Source organism: Paenibacillus sp. 1001270B_150601_E10 (genome assembly GCF_015558675.1).
GTDB lineage: Bacteria > Bacillota > Bacilli > Paenibacillales > Paenibacillaceae > Paenibacillus_B.
Window position 1 is genome coordinate 15,635 of the sequence record NZ_JADMOL010000002.1, and the last position, 15,197, is coordinate 30,831.

At 48.7% G+C, this 15,197-nt stretch carries 10 protein-coding genes and 1 riboswitch; of the genes, 9 read left to right on the forward strand and 1 reads right to left on the reverse strand.

The window, feature by feature from the left end:
• Together I2H74_RS24490 and I2H74_RS05100 are read left to right on the forward strand one after the other, a co-directional pair.
• Positions 1-733: CgeB family protein (locus I2H74_RS24490; protein WP_229106413.1), on the forward strand; the 733-nt coding region annotated here is incomplete at its 5' end.
• Positions 734-1,096: 363 nt separating this feature from the next.
• A riboswitch (cyclic di-AMP (ydaO/yuaA leader) is annotated at positions 1,097-1,315 on the forward strand.
• A gap of 86 nt (positions 1,316-1,401) precedes the next feature.
• Positions 1,402-1,836: a hypothetical protein gene (locus tag I2H74_RS05100; RefSeq protein ID WP_195572167.1), complete on the forward strand. Its 435-nt coding sequence runs from the start codon at positions 1,402-1,404 to the stop codon at positions 1,834-1,836.
• Positions 1,837-1,911: 75 nt separating this feature from the next.
• Here the strand turns inward: I2H74_RS05100 and I2H74_RS05105 are convergent, their stop codons facing one another.
• Positions 1,912-3,639 carry an ABC transporter ATP-binding protein gene (locus I2H74_RS05105; RefSeq protein WP_195572168.1) on the reverse strand — a complete coding sequence of 576 codons (1,728 nt, stop codon included), beginning with the start codon at positions 3,637-3,639 and terminating at the stop codon, positions 1,912-1,914.
• Between the two features lie 203 nt (positions 3,640-3,842).
• Here I2H74_RS05105 and I2H74_RS05110 point away from each other — a divergent pair, with 203 nt between their 5' ends.
• The 7 genes from I2H74_RS05110 to I2H74_RS05140 all read left to right on the forward strand — a co-directional run bounded on the left by I2H74_RS05110 (position 3,843) and on the right by I2H74_RS05140 (position 15,183).
• Positions 3,843-5,297 carry an ABC transporter permease gene (locus I2H74_RS05110; protein ID WP_229106414.1) on the forward strand — a complete coding sequence of 485 codons (1,455 nt, stop codon included), beginning with the start codon at positions 3,843-3,845 and terminating at the stop codon, positions 5,295-5,297.
• 14 nt (positions 5,298-5,311) lie between these two features.
• Positions 5,312-6,820 carry an ABC transporter permease gene (locus tag I2H74_RS05115; protein ID WP_195572169.1) on the forward strand — a complete coding sequence of 503 codons (1,509 nt, stop codon included), beginning with the start codon at positions 5,312-5,314 and terminating at the stop codon, positions 6,818-6,820.
• 245 nt (positions 6,821-7,065) lie between these two features.
• Complete coding sequence (locus I2H74_RS05120; protein ID WP_195572170.1) at positions 7,066-8,889, forward strand: ABC transporter substrate-binding protein; 1,824 nt, start codon at positions 7,066-7,068, stop codon at positions 8,887-8,889.
• 384 nt (positions 8,890-9,273) lie between these two features.
• Positions 9,274-10,362 (forward strand): acyl-CoA dehydrogenase, encoded by a 1,089-nt coding sequence (locus tag I2H74_RS05125; protein WP_195572171.1) that lies wholly within the window; start codon positions 9,274-9,276, stop codon positions 10,360-10,362.
• 186 nt (positions 10,363-10,548) lie between these two features.
• Entirely contained in the window at positions 10,549-11,904 is a 1,356-nt protein-coding gene (locus I2H74_RS05130; RefSeq protein WP_195572172.1) for a dipeptidase, read from the forward strand.
• A 409-nt stretch (positions 11,905-12,313) separates the two neighbouring features.
• On the forward strand, positions 12,314-13,288 hold the full coding sequence (locus I2H74_RS05135; RefSeq protein WP_195572173.1) for a LacI family DNA-binding transcriptional regulator: 975 nt from the start codon (positions 12,314-12,316) through the stop codon (positions 13,286-13,288).
• Positions 13,289-13,599: 311 nt separating this feature from the next.
• Positions 13,600-15,183 (forward strand): glycosyltransferase family 4 protein, encoded by a 1,584-nt coding sequence (locus I2H74_RS05140; RefSeq protein WP_195572174.1) that lies wholly within the window; start codon positions 13,600-13,602, stop codon positions 15,181-15,183.
• Positions 15,184-15,197 lie beyond the last annotated feature (14 nt).

Genomic DNA, 15,197 nt, shown 5'->3' on the forward strand with positions numbered 1-15,197 from the left:
GGTATGGATCACGGACGATCCTTATTATACTGATACCATGGCACGGGTTGTGACGCATTATCATTATGTTTTTACATTAGAGCTAAACAGTGTTGGCTTCTATCAATCGTTAGGTTGTCCGCAGGTGTATTATTTGCCTTTTGCAGGCTATCCGGGGCATTTCAGACCGAAGACGACACCTTCGCCAGGACAGCGTGATGTGGGCTTTGTTGGCTCTGGGTACTGGAATCGAATTCGATTTTTCGAACCGATCATTGACCGAATGATGAAATACAATGCCCACCTGTCAGGACTCTGGTGGGATCGGCTGTCGGGCTATCACTATTACCAGTCGAGGATTGACCTTGGCAAGTGGATGAGTCCGCAGGAAACAGCCGATACCTACAACACGACCAAGATCGTCATCAACATGCACCGCTCTCCTGAGGATGAATCGGTCAATACCAACGCAACAAGAATTACGGCGTCATCGCCGAACCCAAGAACCTTTGAGATCATGCTGTGCGGAACGCTGCAGCTTACGGATATTCGAAGCGATCTTGGCCGCTTCTATACGCCAGGCGTTGAGATTGAGACCTACAGCTCGCCCGACGAGATGATGACAAAGATCGATTACTATCTCAAGCATGAGGAGGAGCGGCGCAACATCGCCTTGCGGGGTCTGGAGCGTACGCTTCGCGAGCATACTTATGCGAACCGGCTCAATCAGTTGCTGGGCACAATATTTGGTTAGGAGAGGGAGTGTCTTAATCTGTAAGAAACATGAACATCGCTTCACACCGCTTGCGTTGGTCACTAGAACGGGGCGGTTTTTTATTATGAAAAAGGAAGAAGAAAGCCTATCAAGGAATAGCAGCGATTATGGGCTGTTGAAGCGATTACAACCTTATTATTCTTTCATTATCAAGATCTTTCTAGCGGGATAGTAGATTAAAACGAGAGACAGAGATTGGCCGAGATAATGAAGAGAGAAATGAAGATTCAATAGGATTCTATAGGCGGAAAGTTGCAGCATGCGGTTAAATGAGCGCTCATCCCCATTTACATGAATATTAGGATAGAGTAAGATTCACTTCATCAACACGAACAACCGTTATCGTCTTCATCGCTGAGTTCCGCATATATGCGGAAACGGGGGAACCAATGAATGTATTCAGGCTTGCGAGCAGCAGCTCGCTCAGGCCTGATAATGGGGTGAATCTGGTGAAGGAGAATAAAGCCATGCTAGCGCTTGGCTCTCTCCGATGAACCAGTAGGGCGACTCTTCGATTCCGAACCCGACAGCTAACCTCGTAAGCGTCCGAGGAGAGGCGTGGTGATCGATGCTTTCGATCTCACATGAATAAGCAATGCCTCTTACCCGAATGAATGTATGAAACGGGATAGGGAGGAACTCATATTATGCAAGAGACGGATCGAATGATTACGATATTCGCTCCGAATGGGATGGGCGAGGATTTTATCCGTCAGCTGAGAGGAGCCGGCTTGCCAGTAGCGGCTATTGTGAACAATCTGCGTGCAGGAAAGAGAATGGAGAAGCTTGGCATCAAGAATATTTGGAAGATTCGCACCACGAACAGCAAGGCACTTCCGCCAGAGAAGCCGCTCGGCCGCATTTACTTGTTCGAGTCAAGCTTTACGCTGACGTGTCGTTTGCTGCAGCTAGTTAGGCCTTGTACCAGCGAGCGTATTGTACTGATCACTAGAAATCATTATCCGCGCTCGATTTACCGTCTGCTTGGCTGTGATATGGTTGTATATACCCAGTCCGATAATGTATCTTTCCTGCTGACGGATCTGCTCCAGAAGACAATCAGCCGCACGGAGCAAGCTTAATCAAACAAAGTTCCCCCTATTCAAAGGAAGGCTAGCTGTTCCTTATGAATAGGGGGATTGTTGTATATGAAACGATTATACAGCCACCCAGTGTCCCTTGCTCACTTCAACCAACTGGGAATTGGCCACATTGTACTTGTCCTGCAAGGAAGAGTCATCCATCAGCTTGCGGCTCTTTTGTGCCTCAATCTTCGGATCGGGAATCGGTATCGCGGACAGCAGCGATTTCGTATATTCATGCTGCGGATTCGCATACAGCTCCTCGCTTTCCGCCAGCTCGACGATTTTGCCCATATACATGACTGCTACACGGTCGCTGATATGCTTCACCATAGACAGGTCATGGGCGATGAACAGATAGGTCAGCTGAAGCCGCTGCTGCAGCTCCCCAAGCAGCTTGACAATCTGCGCTTGAATCGAGACATCAAGGGCAGACAGTGGTTCATCACACACGATGAACTTGGGATCGACCGCCAGCGCCCTTGCGATGCCGATGCGCTGACGCTGTCCGCCAGAGAATTCGTGAGGATAGCGAAGGGCATAGGAGGCATCAAGCCCCACCATTTCAAGAAGCTCCTCTACGCGCTTCCTGCGCTCCTGCTTGCTTAGCGAGAGCTTCTGCACGTCAAGGGCTTCCCCAATAATATCAAGCACCTTATAGCGCGGATTCAGCGATGCATATGGATCCTGGAAGATCATCTGCATATAGCGGCGCATCATCTTCATTTCTTTGCTGTTCATGCGGTTAATGGACATGCCTTGATAACGGACATCGCCAGCTGTCGGCTCATGAAGGCGAAGAATCGTGCGTCCCGTCGTCGACTTGCCGGAGCCGGATTCGCCAACGACACCCAAGGTTTCCCCTTGCTTAATATGGAAGCTGATATCATCGACAGCTTTCAATACTTGGCCTTTTCCAAGCTGGAAGTAGCGCTTCAAGCCTTGAACCTCGATCAGAGGCTCTGCGGCATTCGGCGTAATAATAAGCGGTGCTTCCTTCGGCTTCTTCTTCTCATGAAGCTTCGGAAGAGCATTCAGCAGCTTGAGCGTATAAGGATGCTGCGGCCGCTCAAATATGTCCTCTGTCGTCCCCGTCTCAACGACCTCGCCCTCCTTCATGACCACCACACGATCACACATGCCGGCGACAACGCCGAGATCGTGTGTAATCAGAATGATGGAGATGCCGAGCCGCTCCTGCATGCTCTTCATCACATTCAGAATTTGCGCTTGAATCGTAACATCAAGCGCAGTGGTTGGCTCATCTGCGATCAATAGCTGTGGACGGCAGGCGAGCGCGATAGCAATCATGACCCGCTGGCGCATGCCGCCAGAGAATTCATGCGGATACTGCTCATAGCGGGCCTCACTGTCGCGAATGCCGACGAGCTTCAGCATCTCGATCGCTTCCTTCTTCGCCTCTTCACGGGACAGCTTCTGATGCTTGACTAGGCTCTCTGCAATTTGCTTTCCGATCTTCATGGTCGGGTTCAAGGAAGTCATCGGATCCTGAAAGATCATGCCGATGTCACGGCCACGAATGCTTTCCATCTCTTTCTCGCTCTTATGGGCAATATTCTCCCCAAGGAAGAGGATCTCTCCTTCCTTAACATAAGAAGGAGGGGAGGGAAGAAGGCGCATAATGGAGCGGGCGGTTACACTCTTGCCGCTCCCGGATTCGCCTACGATGCCAAGCGTCTCTCCCTTTTTCACCTCGAAGCTTACTCCGCGTACCGCATTAACCTCACGGTCTCTTCCTTGAAAGGAGACATGTAGATTACGGACCTGCAATATCGTTTCCATCGGTTCACCTGCTGTCTAGGATAAAGTTATCGGCAACAAAATGCCACATAATAACAAAGAAACCATTGAAAATCTAGTAACGAAGGATTTATATTGTTACAAAGATTGCTATAGAAATTATTGACTTTTAAAAAGTTTGTCTATAATATACTATACAGATCGGAATTATGCAATTTAATAGAATGCGAGAGGAAGTAGTGACAATGAAGGAGGTCTTAAGGGTAAGAGACGTACACTCGAATGCAGGACTTGCCAACGTCATTAGCAGTGCCCATCAGAAGATGCTGTTGCATCCTATCTATCGATGGATTGTGCTGTTAGTGGGCTTGCCCATCCATATCGTTGTACTCCTCTTCTACCTCTATGAGAGACGGAGTGACGCATACTCTGAGATTCTAAGGAGGACGAAGCAGGAACTGCTTGACTCTGATTATAAGGAAGAGCTCCGTTGCTCCTTTAACGAGCAGCTTGAGCGCAAGGAACAATTTTTTGGAAAGAAGATCAGCGAGCAGGCGAAGCTGAAGCAGGTGAAGCGATGGACGGAGGAGGAATTCAACCGTACTTTGCAGGAACGCACCATGCAGCAGTTGGAGGAACAAGGCCGAAAGAGAAGCAGGTATGGGGATACCTTTGCTGCTCTGATGGAGAAGCCGTGGTTCTGGGTCGTCTCTATTGTTCTTGGGTTGCCGATGTACATCCTGATCTTGCTTTATAACAGTCCTTATCTGAAGTACTTGATGGAACGCCTTGTGATGACGCTGCTTGTTATATTGGGCGTAGCGGTCGTTGTATTTACCATCTTGCATCTCTCGCCGCTTAATCCAGCAGCGAATATATTAGGAGAGACGGCAACGAAGGAACAGATCGACAATTTCAATCAGATCTATGGACTTGACCAGCCTTATCTCGTGCAGTTGTGGAACAATCTCAAAGGCATCCTGACCTTTGATCTAGGCAACTCCTTTGCAGGCAACGAGCAGGTTACGACAGCGATAGCGAATAAGTTTCCGATAACTCTTACCTTATCTGTCATTTCGCTGTTTGTTGCGCTGATCATTGCGATTCCGGTTGGGATGATCTCGGCTACGCGGCCTAATTCCTTTTTCGATTATACGTTTATGTTTATTGCGTTGCTGGGCTTATCGATACCAAACTTCTGGCAGGGGCTAATCTTTATCCTGAATTTCTCGATTAAGCTCCACTGGCTGCCGGCTACGTTCAACCCGCAGAACTGGCTGTCCATGATTATGCCGGTCATAGTGCTGGGTACGGGACTCACGGCTGCTGTTGCCAGAATGACGCGATCTTCGATGCTTGAGGTCATTAATGAAGACTATATTCTTACAGCAAGAGCGAAGGGTCTTAAGCGAAAAGGCGTATTGTTCAAGCATGCGGCGAGCAATGCGATGATCCCGATTATTACAGTGGTTGGGCTACAATTCGGCAGCATCCTGGGGGGAGCAGCCGTTACGGAGAAAGTATTTAATATTAGCGGGATCGGCAGCTACATTGTAGACAAGCAGTTTATTCCGGATATTCCGGCAATAATGGGGGGCGTCGTCTACACCGCGATTACGATCTCGATCATTAATGTCATCATCGATATCCTGTACGCCTTTTTCGATCCGCGTATTCGATCCAAGATGAAACAATACTGAAGCAGGTGTGCGCCATGGAGAAGAGGAACCTTACGGCTCAAGACATATCATTTCAAATCAAATCAGCGCGAGAGTACGGTCAAGCCCACTTTGCCTGGATCGTCACTCTTGTGCTCACGTTAATCCTGCTGCTGAACAGCTTTGACAGCGGAACAGGTAGCGTGCGGCCGGTATTCTTCGGGCTAGGTCTTGCCTATGCCGCCTTCACGCTCCTGCAGGCGATCATAGCGATTCGTATCCGCGGTGATCTCATTAAGCGGGGAGGCATTCAGCCGCTTACTCGAGTTTTAGCAGCGGTTCAGCTATTAAGCGTCTTTACCGGGAATATTTTCACGGTTACCGCAGCAGCAGAGCTCGTAAAGCCAAGAAAGAGCACGGAATACACAATTGGCGTCTATATGGTGCTGACGCAGTTATTCGTGACTGCCGTATCATCCATCAACATTTTTAAGCCTTATGTGTCCGATACGTTTTTGCTCGGCATGCTGATCTTAATCGTGATTACGATCATTCAGCTTATTGGATTATTCCTTGTCATCAAGCTGGATGGCATGGATTCATTCCCAAGCTGGTCGAATGCAGTGGCAGGCGTGCTGATTGCAACGGCGATTACAGGCAATCTATTCGCCCTTATTCTTGGCCTTAGGCTTATAGCCAAGCGAAGACAAAGCCTGAATCCCTATACGGCCAAGCGAAGCAGCATATGGGAGCGGCTTACAACAAGCAATACCTCGATGCTTGGCCTATTCTTTATCTTATTTATCTTTACCTTGTCGGTGTGCAGCTTGCTTACCTTTGAGTACAGCTTTGCAGTTGAGAACAATTATGAAGCGATTCTTCAGCATTCCAGTCTCGCTTATCCTTTCGGTACCGATAATTTCGGACGGGACTTGTTCTCCCGTATTGTATTCGGGGCAAGAATCTCACTCTTGGTTGGTCTTGCCACAACCATCATTCCGGCTCTCCTCGGGGGCATACTCGGCGCATTGTCCGGTTACTTCGGCCGATTGACGGACAATGTGATCATGCGCGCACTCGACGTGCTGTACGCGATTCCAGGCATTCTCCTAGCAATCGCGATTATTGCGGCATTTGGCGCCAATACGGTCAATCTGATCATTGCGCTGAGCGTAGGCTCGATTCCGACCTATGCGAGAACGATGCGGGCGAATGTCATGATGGTATCCACCTATGAATTTGTGGATGCCGCTAGAGCCTTTGGCTCCAATCATTTGTCCATTTTGTTTAAGCATGTCGTTCCGAACTCCCTTGCTCCGATGATCGTCAAGTCCACTTTAACGATTGGCGGAGCGGTGATCGCGACGAGCAGTTTGAGTTACTTGGGGCTTGGAGTAGAACCGCACATACCGGAATGGGGCAACATTTTGAAGATAGGCAGCGCGTACTTGGAATCTCATTCCTATCTGGCTGTTTATCCAGGTCTAGCTATTATTGCATTGGTGTTATCCTTTAACTTCTTAGGTGACGGTTTGCGCGACGCACTGGATCCGAAGTTAGACTAATCATACGGCTCAATATCAGTATTCATTGTTGGCATGGTGAAGTGACGAATAGTGTCAGATCTGATCAACGCAGTCATCTTGGATGCATGGATTCTTATTGTATAAACGCAAGAATCGTGCAGGATGAAGGCTGGAACGTTATCGTTCCCTAAAAGATCTGCCGCTCCTCCCGTCCTTCACCGGGCGACGTTTGTGAATGATGATCTTGGCCGAACTTGTCACATCATAATCTTAGGAGGTCCATCATGAAAAAAAGTGCTTATGTATCGCTGTTACTCTCGCTTGTCCTATTGATTAGCGCGTGCTCCGTCAAGACGAAGTCTGAAGCCACGGATGCTAAGCCCGAGACGACGACAGAGTCGAAAGCAAACACGACAGGGGTCGATATTGAACTGCTTGGCATGGCAAGCGGGGAATCGGATCTGAACATCATCCGAGATCAGCTGACGAAGAATGGCTTTAACGTGAAGCTGAACATCCAGCCGGATTACGGCAGCTTCAAAGCGCAAGAGGATGCAGGCAATTATGATATTTCCTTGTCTAGTTGGACGACAGTAACAGGAAACCCGGACTATGCGGTACGTTCCTTGTTCAAGACAGGTGGAGACTATAGCAAGCTCTCCGATCCTGAAGTGGATAAACTCATTGATGAGGCAGCAACGCAAACGCCTGATCAATACGCAGATACGTACAAGCAATTCGAGCAGCTGTTAGTATTCGATAAAGCGTACATTGCGCCATTATATACTTCTTACAAGAGCCAAGCCTTCAATAAAGACTTGCTGAAGGAGGATTCCGTTCGTCTATCCAAATCCCGATCACTCGCATGGGAGGACTTGGACTTCAATGATGAATCCAAGCGCGATAAGGAGTCCGTTGTACTTAGCCAAGCAAATTCCACATTAACTTCCCTTGATCCGATCAAAGGGAATGACGGATCGATCAACATGCTGAACACGAACATGTATGTTCGCTTGATCAACTTGACGGATGATGACAAGATTACGGCTGATGGTTCCTTATCCTACAACTACAGCATTGGGGATGGAAACTCGGAGTACTACTTCATTCTAAGAGACGATGTAAACTTTGCGAAGATTACGGATAAAGCGGCTGTGGATACAGGAGAGCGAGTAGGGGCAGATGACGTAATCTTCTCCTTGAACCGTGCGAAGGATAAGAACTCGGTACCGGATCACCGCACATACAGCTTGCATGAGCATATTAAGACGGTTGAAGTTGTGAAGGATATTGCGCAATTAGATCAGAAGCAATCCGGTGGCAGCGGTACGGTGAAGGAAGCGCTGGAGCAAGGCTTGGATCAGAAGATCACACAGCTTGTGACAGATAAGGGCCAAGCGGACACTAAAGCTGGCAAATATCAAGTGATCAAGCTGACAACAACTGAGCCGTTCCCGCAAGTCTTGAACTACCTAGCGCACCAATCCGCAGGCATCGTGTCCAAGAAGCAGGTTGAGAGCATCAACACGTATGACGTCGCTACTTTTGACGTAAACAAGGACATTCCTTATGGTGATCAAAATACCGTGACAGAAGGACCGAAATACAATAACACGCTGTATGCAAGCGGCCCGTACATCATGTCCTATAAAAATGACTACAAGGCAGTATTCTACAAAAACCCTGGCTATATGAAGGGGACAGAGCATGAGCCTAAGATCAACAGCATCGAAGTGAAGTTCATTAAGGACTCCGACAGCTCCTTGTCCGCGCTTCGCAGCGGCGAAACGCATATCTTCTACGGTGTTCCTGAGACGAAGTACGATATCGTGAAGGGCGACAGCAAGCTGAAGCTGCAATCCATTGAGAGCAATGCCGTATCTTATCTGCTGTTCAATACGGCGAACCGTGAAGTAGCGAAGAGCGAAGACCTTAGAAAAGCGGTATTGTACTCGATTAACCAAGAAGAGATTAAAGCCTTCTACAATGGCAACAAGATCAATGCTGTTTCGACGGTTAGCCCGCTTGTGAAGACAGGAAATGAGCTGAAGGCGGATCCTGCCAAGGCAAAAGAGTTGTTGGAAAAATACAAAGCGAGCGTGAAATAATCGTTCGATAGAAGTACAGCTTGCTCAGGTGTTCATTTAGAGCCATGGCAAGCCTTATGAAGAATCCACCTTACAAACCGAAGCATAGACCTTGGGACTCATTCCAATGGTATCGCTTTGGCTGGAAGGTGGATTTTTACTATAATGATTGAGCATGAATCAAGCGCTAGGAGAAGCTGATCACAATCGATGCGTATAAAAAAATCTTAACAGGATAGGTGGCTCAGAAATGGTGTTGTGAAGCATCAAGGAGTTCGAAAAGAGTTGACTTGTGTAGGATAAAGTCGAAAAATATCAATTTCCAGTCATCTACTAGGTCTGTTTAGTGGTACACTAGTAGGAGCACATAGGAATGACATCACTTATACATATAGAGGTGAAAGCATGAAGGCCAGGTATTGGACGGAAGAGCAGATCGGGCGTATTCGTGCCCGTTCGCTTGGGATGGAGCGTGCGGGAGCTGTAGATCAGGAATGGCTCAATCATATGGTGCAGCACAAGTTATTCAAGCTATTCGTGCCAGAAGTGCTTGGAGGGACAATGACTTCTTTGCCAGAGGCGCTAAAGGTATTCGAGGAATCAGCTTGGATAGACGGAGCACTGGGCTGGACGGTCACAATAGGTGCTGGTGGAGGCTTTTTCGTTCCGTTTATGAAGCCCGACATCTGCAAGGGCCAATTCCTCCCGGAGAGTGCGGTGATTGCCGGCAGCGGACAGCCGACGGGAACAGCCGTCCCGGTAGAAGGCGGCTATCGCGTTAGCGGATCTTGGAAATATTGCAGCGGTGCGCATCATGCCACGATGTTTACGGCAAATGTGCTTGTGAAGGCTTCCGAAGAGACGGATGAGCCGATCATTCGAGCGTGCATTTTTCAACCTGAGCAGGTGAGCATTATAGAGGATTGGGATGCATTCGGCATGAAGGCGACGGGCAGCCATACGATCAAGGTCGAGGATGTCTTTGTTCCTGAAGAGATGACATTCAGCCTGCTTCACGCCTATCCGGACTATGATCATTCTCTCTATCACTACCCGTTTGCATTATTTGCAGAAACGTCCTTTGCGGCACTTATCCTTGGCGTAGGCAGACACTTCCTTGATGAGGCGCATCTCATGCTTGCCGATAAAAAAGAAAGCTTTCCGCCTCCTTCTGCTGAACGAATGGAAGGCATGACCAAGGTGCTTCAGCATGCGGAGATTCAACTGAAGGAGATTACCTCCTGCTTCTATGAGATCGTGACGAAGTCATGGGAGACGATGCTGTCACAGGGTGAGATCAGCGAGGACATGATCGAGGAGGTCAGCCGCAATACGAAGCTTGCGGCAAGAGCGGTCAGAGAAATGGCAGACGGCGTATTCCCATACATGGGACTTCTCGCGATTATGGAAAGCAACCGTTTGAACCATATTTGGCGCGATTTGCAGACGGCCTGCCAGCATTCTTCCCTGCTGACGTTTGAAGGAATCGAGTAGGGACTTATTCACGCGAAAGACCCTTCATCGTCCAGCACTTGATTGCAACGGACAGTAAACAACAACTCCTAATGGAATGAAGCGCTGTGCATGGATTGTTAGGAGACGCGAGAAGTGTGTACAATGATGAACATAAGCGAAACTATTGGTTTGCTGAAATATTGAAAATGAAAGGCTGGGACCTATATGAGCTACGCAACTTACTTTGAGCAGCATCGCGAACAGCATCTTAATGAACTAAAAGAGTGGTTATCCATTCCAAGTATTTCGGCATTGTCCGCGCATAAAGGAGACGTTGCAAGAGCAGCGGAATGGCTTGCCAATCGACTTCGCCAAGCTGGGCTTGAGCATGTCGAAGTTAATCAGACAGATGGTCATCCAATCGTGACGGCAGATTATTTGCATGCGCCGGGCAAGCCGACCATTCTTGTATATGGTCATTATGACGTCCAGCCGGTTGATCCGCTCAATTTGTGGACAACGCCTCCGTTCGAGCCGGATATTCGAGACCATAAGCTGTACGCTCGCGGCGCGACAGACGATAAAGGCCAGCTCTATTTGCATGTATTGGCAGTAGAAGCGATGCTTAAGCAGGAGAAGGAACTTCCGGTCAATATCAAACTCTGTATTGAAGGCGAGGAAGAGGTTGCGAGCGCAAGCCTGCCGCCATTCCTTGAATCCCATCGGGACAAGCTTGCTTGCGATGCGATTGTCATCTCGGATACTTCGCTGCTTGAACCAGGCAAGCCTTCGATCAGCACAGGCTTGCGCGGCTTGTGTTCGCTGGAAGTCACCCTTCATACGGCGAACACCGATCTTCACTCCGGTACATATGGAGGCGGCGTGCCGAATGCGCTGCATGCTATCGTGGAACTGCTTGCTTCCCTTCATGACAAACAGGGCCGTGTAACCGTAGAAGGCTTCTACAACGGTGTGCCTGAGCTGTCTGACATGATGCGTGAAGAGTTCCAAAAGCAAAACTTCAGTGAAGAGAAGCTTCGCGAGAATCTCGGATTGAACGCACTATTCGGCGAAGAAGGCTATTCCTTCGTTGAGCGTGTAGGGGCAAGACCAACCTTGGAGCTTAACGGAGTATATGGAGGCTTCCAGGGCGAGGGAACGAAGACGGTCATTCCTAAAGAAGCGACAGCTAAGATTACTTGCCGCCTTGTTGGGGAACAAGATCCGCAAGAAGTGCTGAACAATATCGTCAAGCACTTGAAGGAGCATGTTCAGCCAGGAGCAACGCTTTCGATCACTGAAGGCGAGAAGGCACGTGCCTTCAATATGGACCCATCGAGCCATATGCTTCAGGTGGCAGCGGTTGCTTACGAGGCTGTATATGGTACACGTGCGCTCTTTACGAAGGACGGAGGTTCAATCCCAATTGTCGAGACATTCTCACGCGTGCTTGGCGCTCCTGTCGTTATGATGGGCTTTGGGCTGCCGACAGAGAATCTGCATGCGCCAAATGAGCATTTCCATTTAGAGAACTTCGATAAAGGCTTGCTCACGATTGTAGAGTTCCTGAAACGTGTATAACGATAGATTCTGATTCGAAGATCTACCTGTTGGTTGACATGATCGTCAAACATCACGAGCGTAAAGCTCACTAAATAAAATGATAAAGTAGCGCGAAACAACGCTTTTAACCCAATAAGGGCAGAGTATCCTTCTAACGCTTTGGCTTTGAACGGCTTTAACTTGAAGCATGAAAGGTCGGTCACTGTAAGGTCATCTTGATCATGCAAAAGCAAAGTGCTGTTGACAGCTAAGGATACGCTGCCCTTTTCTCTATTTCTCTTATCAGCCAGAGTACGCAATAGCAGCTTCGATCGTGTGGCTTGTACCTCAACCTGCATTTATGAATGGTAAACGGCTCCCTATCTTGGTAGCCGTCTAATTTGTTATAGTAAATGTACGAATGTGATGAACGATGGGGGCGTATAAGGTGGTAAGTATAAAGGATATTGCGAAAAGGGCCGGGGTCTCCATATCCACGGTGTCATATGCGCTAAATGGCAATCCTAAGGTTAATGCAGAGACAAGCAGCCGCATCCTTGAAATCGCAAATGAAATGAATTATGTGCCTAATGCGGCCGCAAGGACGCTAAAGAAGAGGCAAACGATGATTGTAGGCGCCTTTATTACGAGCTTCGAGGGCTCCTTCTATGGCGAGCTGCTTCAAGGCATGAAGGATATGCTGAACAAGCAGGGCTACGATTTGATTATTTGCAGCGGTACGCAGTCGCATCGCTTGCTTCCGGAAGGCATGCTGGACGGAGCAATTATTTTGGATGCCAAGTTTGACAGTGACGAACTGCTTAGATATGCGAATCGGGGCCATAAGCTGGTTGTGCTCGATCGGGAATTGAATCATAAGAATATATCTCAGGTGCTGCTGGACAATAAGGCTGGCGCCACGCTTGCTGCAGAGTATCTCATTGAATCCGGCTATCGGAAGATATACGTGGTTACTGGACCTGAAGGCTCCTTCGATGCAGAGCAAAGACTGAAGGCGGTACGTTTAACGATGGAACGGAATCAGCCGCTCGACTATATCGAGATTCAAGGGGACTTCAACCAATCGGGAGGTGTACGTGCTGCTCGGCAGATCATGGCAGAGTATAGCGGCCCTGCTGGGGTGTTCTGTCTGAATGATGAAATGGCGATTGGACTGTATCGTGAACTGAAGGACTCCTCTTCTTATACCATTGGGAAGAATCTTTCCGTTATTGGCTTCGACAACATTGAGACTGCACGCTATCTTCAGCCGCAGCTTGCGTCGATCGATTATTCGAAGCGCAGATGGGGAGCCGTTGCGTCAGAGCAGCTATTGAATTTGATTGCAGGCGGACAAGCGGTACACGAAAGAATTTATGTGAACTTGATCAAGGCGAACTCAGTAAGGAAAGCAGAGGATTAACCGTTCTGTATTGAGGATGGAACCATTGACCGCTTTTAATCGCAAGAGAGCTTACTCCTTCATTTGCCTGTTGGCGAACACCATAACCCCTTTCCTTTATAAAACTGGATAAACTGAATTCTTATCAGCCTGCGCTGACTAAGAGTTCAGTTTTTTTGTGCATCGGGGAAGGTAAAAAGCAAATTGTACGCTTGTAGGTGGTTCAATCGTCGTGCCGACAAGCGTCGTGGACTAATATATTGTAATACCTTGGCGAAGGAGGTGAACCGCATTCTGTTCATGGGCGCAAGCTTGGAACAGAACCGTAGGGCATGAAACCATTGATTGCTTGTTTCTCTCACCTATGTAATCTCTCGTATATTACGGGAGCGGAGAAACTGCTGCTATTTTTGCTCCGAGAGCTGTCTCATCATTATACCTGCATCTTGATTGTACCAGCAGAAGGGATGCTTTCCCGTCAGGCGGAGGCCCTCGGCATTCGTTGTCGAGTTCAGCCATGCCCGCTCTTCTTCGAAATGGTTCACCCCACCGCCGCGCTGTGCGAACAGGTCGAGAGGGCAAAGGGGCAGCCGGAATGGCAGTCGATAACGAAGCTGCTCCATGAGATCCAGCCTGATTATGTGTTCGTAAATACGAGTGTTCATATTCTCCCTGCCATAGCCGCTAAAGAGCTGCAAATTCCCGTGCTCTGGCAGATTACAGAACTCATTCATAACTATCCCGCCACGGAACAGGCGATTCAGTTGATTCAAAGGCATGCGGATGCCGTTATCGGCATTTCCGACACGACGCTAACCCCCTTTCATACTTACCAATATCCTTTCTCTTCTTTTCACTATAAGCTTCCGCCATCTTGGCATATGGAATCGCTGGAACCCGCTGCTTGGTCCTACTACCGGGAGAGCCTGCGCATGAAGGTAGGTGTTCAGGAATCCACCTGTCTCATTGGCTATATCTCCTCCGCGATCTATGCGCATAAAGGATTGGAGCATTTTATTCAAATGGGACTCGCGCTCCTGTCGCGTTATCCCGCCGCTCATTTTCTAATCGCGGGCGAGCCGTATGATCAGGAATATATGGATCGCTGCATGAAGCTGGTGCAATATACCGGTCACATGGATCGTTTTCATATCATGGGCTTTGAAAGCAAGATTCAAGCCTTGTACCCCGCTATGGATATCGTGGTGATCCCAAGCCTTGGAGCAGAGGGCTTCGGCATGACAGCTCTAGAAGGCCTAGTGTTCGGCAAGCCCGTTGTCATTTATCGTTCCGGCGGGCTCTCCGAGATACATGCAGCAACAGGCAATGTCCGCTATGGGGCGGAAAGCGGCGATATGAAGGAATTGCTTCGCATTGTAGAGGGCCTCATCCTTCAGCCGACTGAACGTCAGCTTGTAGGACGGCACAATGCAAGAGCGGCCATTGAGGTTTATGGCATTGAGGCTTTTCGCACCAGGCTTCATGATTTGTTCTATCAGTTCATTCTGAAGCGGAAGGATCTCTTTCAAGCCATACAGGGAAGCTCGAATCTTGTGTATATCCTTGATGGTGAGGCGTATCGCCCCATGCGTCCTGATGAGCAGATGCGGCTTCATGCCAACCCGCCTCGAAGAGTTGTGGATAGCGTGCTTCAAGCTCTGCCTAAGCATCCTTACCGCACAAAGCGAGAGGAAGCAGGAGGAATGTTAAAAAAGGCTCCTGCTTCCTCATCGAAAAAGCTGGTAAAGAAAAATAAAAAAAACCGCTCAAGAAGCTCTCGCTCTAAAGCGTCAGGAAATAAGCTTTTTGTACGGAAGGGGAAACAAGCGACAAGCAAAGCAAAACGTACAGTCCGGCGATCTTCATCGAAGAGCCGTCCCCTGATGCGCTCACAGCGGCGCAGCATGAAGCGATGATTGGAGGTGCGTGC

What these genes read in the sequence shown, in the direction of transcription:
- I2H74_RS05100 (WP_195572167.1), top strand. Translation starts at nt 1,402, where the DNA reads ATGCAAGAGACGGATCGAATGATTACGATATTCGCTCCGAATGGGATG.
- I2H74_RS05105 (WP_195572168.1), bottom strand. Translation starts at nt 3,639, where the DNA reads ATGGAAACGATATTGCAGGTCCGTAATCTACATGTCTCCTTTCAAGGA.
- I2H74_RS05110 (WP_229106414.1), top strand. Translation starts at nt 3,843, where the DNA reads ATGAAGGAGGTCTTAAGGGTAAGAGACGTACACTCGAATGCAGGACTT.
- I2H74_RS05115 (WP_195572169.1), top strand. Translation starts at nt 5,312, where the DNA reads ATGGAGAAGAGGAACCTTACGGCTCAAGACATATCATTTCAAATCAAA.
- I2H74_RS05120 (WP_195572170.1), top strand. Translation starts at nt 7,066, where the DNA reads ATGAAAAAAAGTGCTTATGTATCGCTGTTACTCTCGCTTGTCCTATTG.
- I2H74_RS05125 (WP_195572171.1), top strand. Translation starts at nt 9,274, where the DNA reads ATGAAGGCCAGGTATTGGACGGAAGAGCAGATCGGGCGTATTCGTGCC.
- I2H74_RS05130 (WP_195572172.1), top strand. Translation starts at nt 10,549, where the DNA reads ATGAGCTACGCAACTTACTTTGAGCAGCATCGCGAACAGCATCTTAAT.
- I2H74_RS05140 (WP_195572174.1), top strand. Translation starts at nt 13,600, where the DNA reads ATGAAACCATTGATTGCTTGTTTCTCTCACCTATGTAATCTCTCGTAT.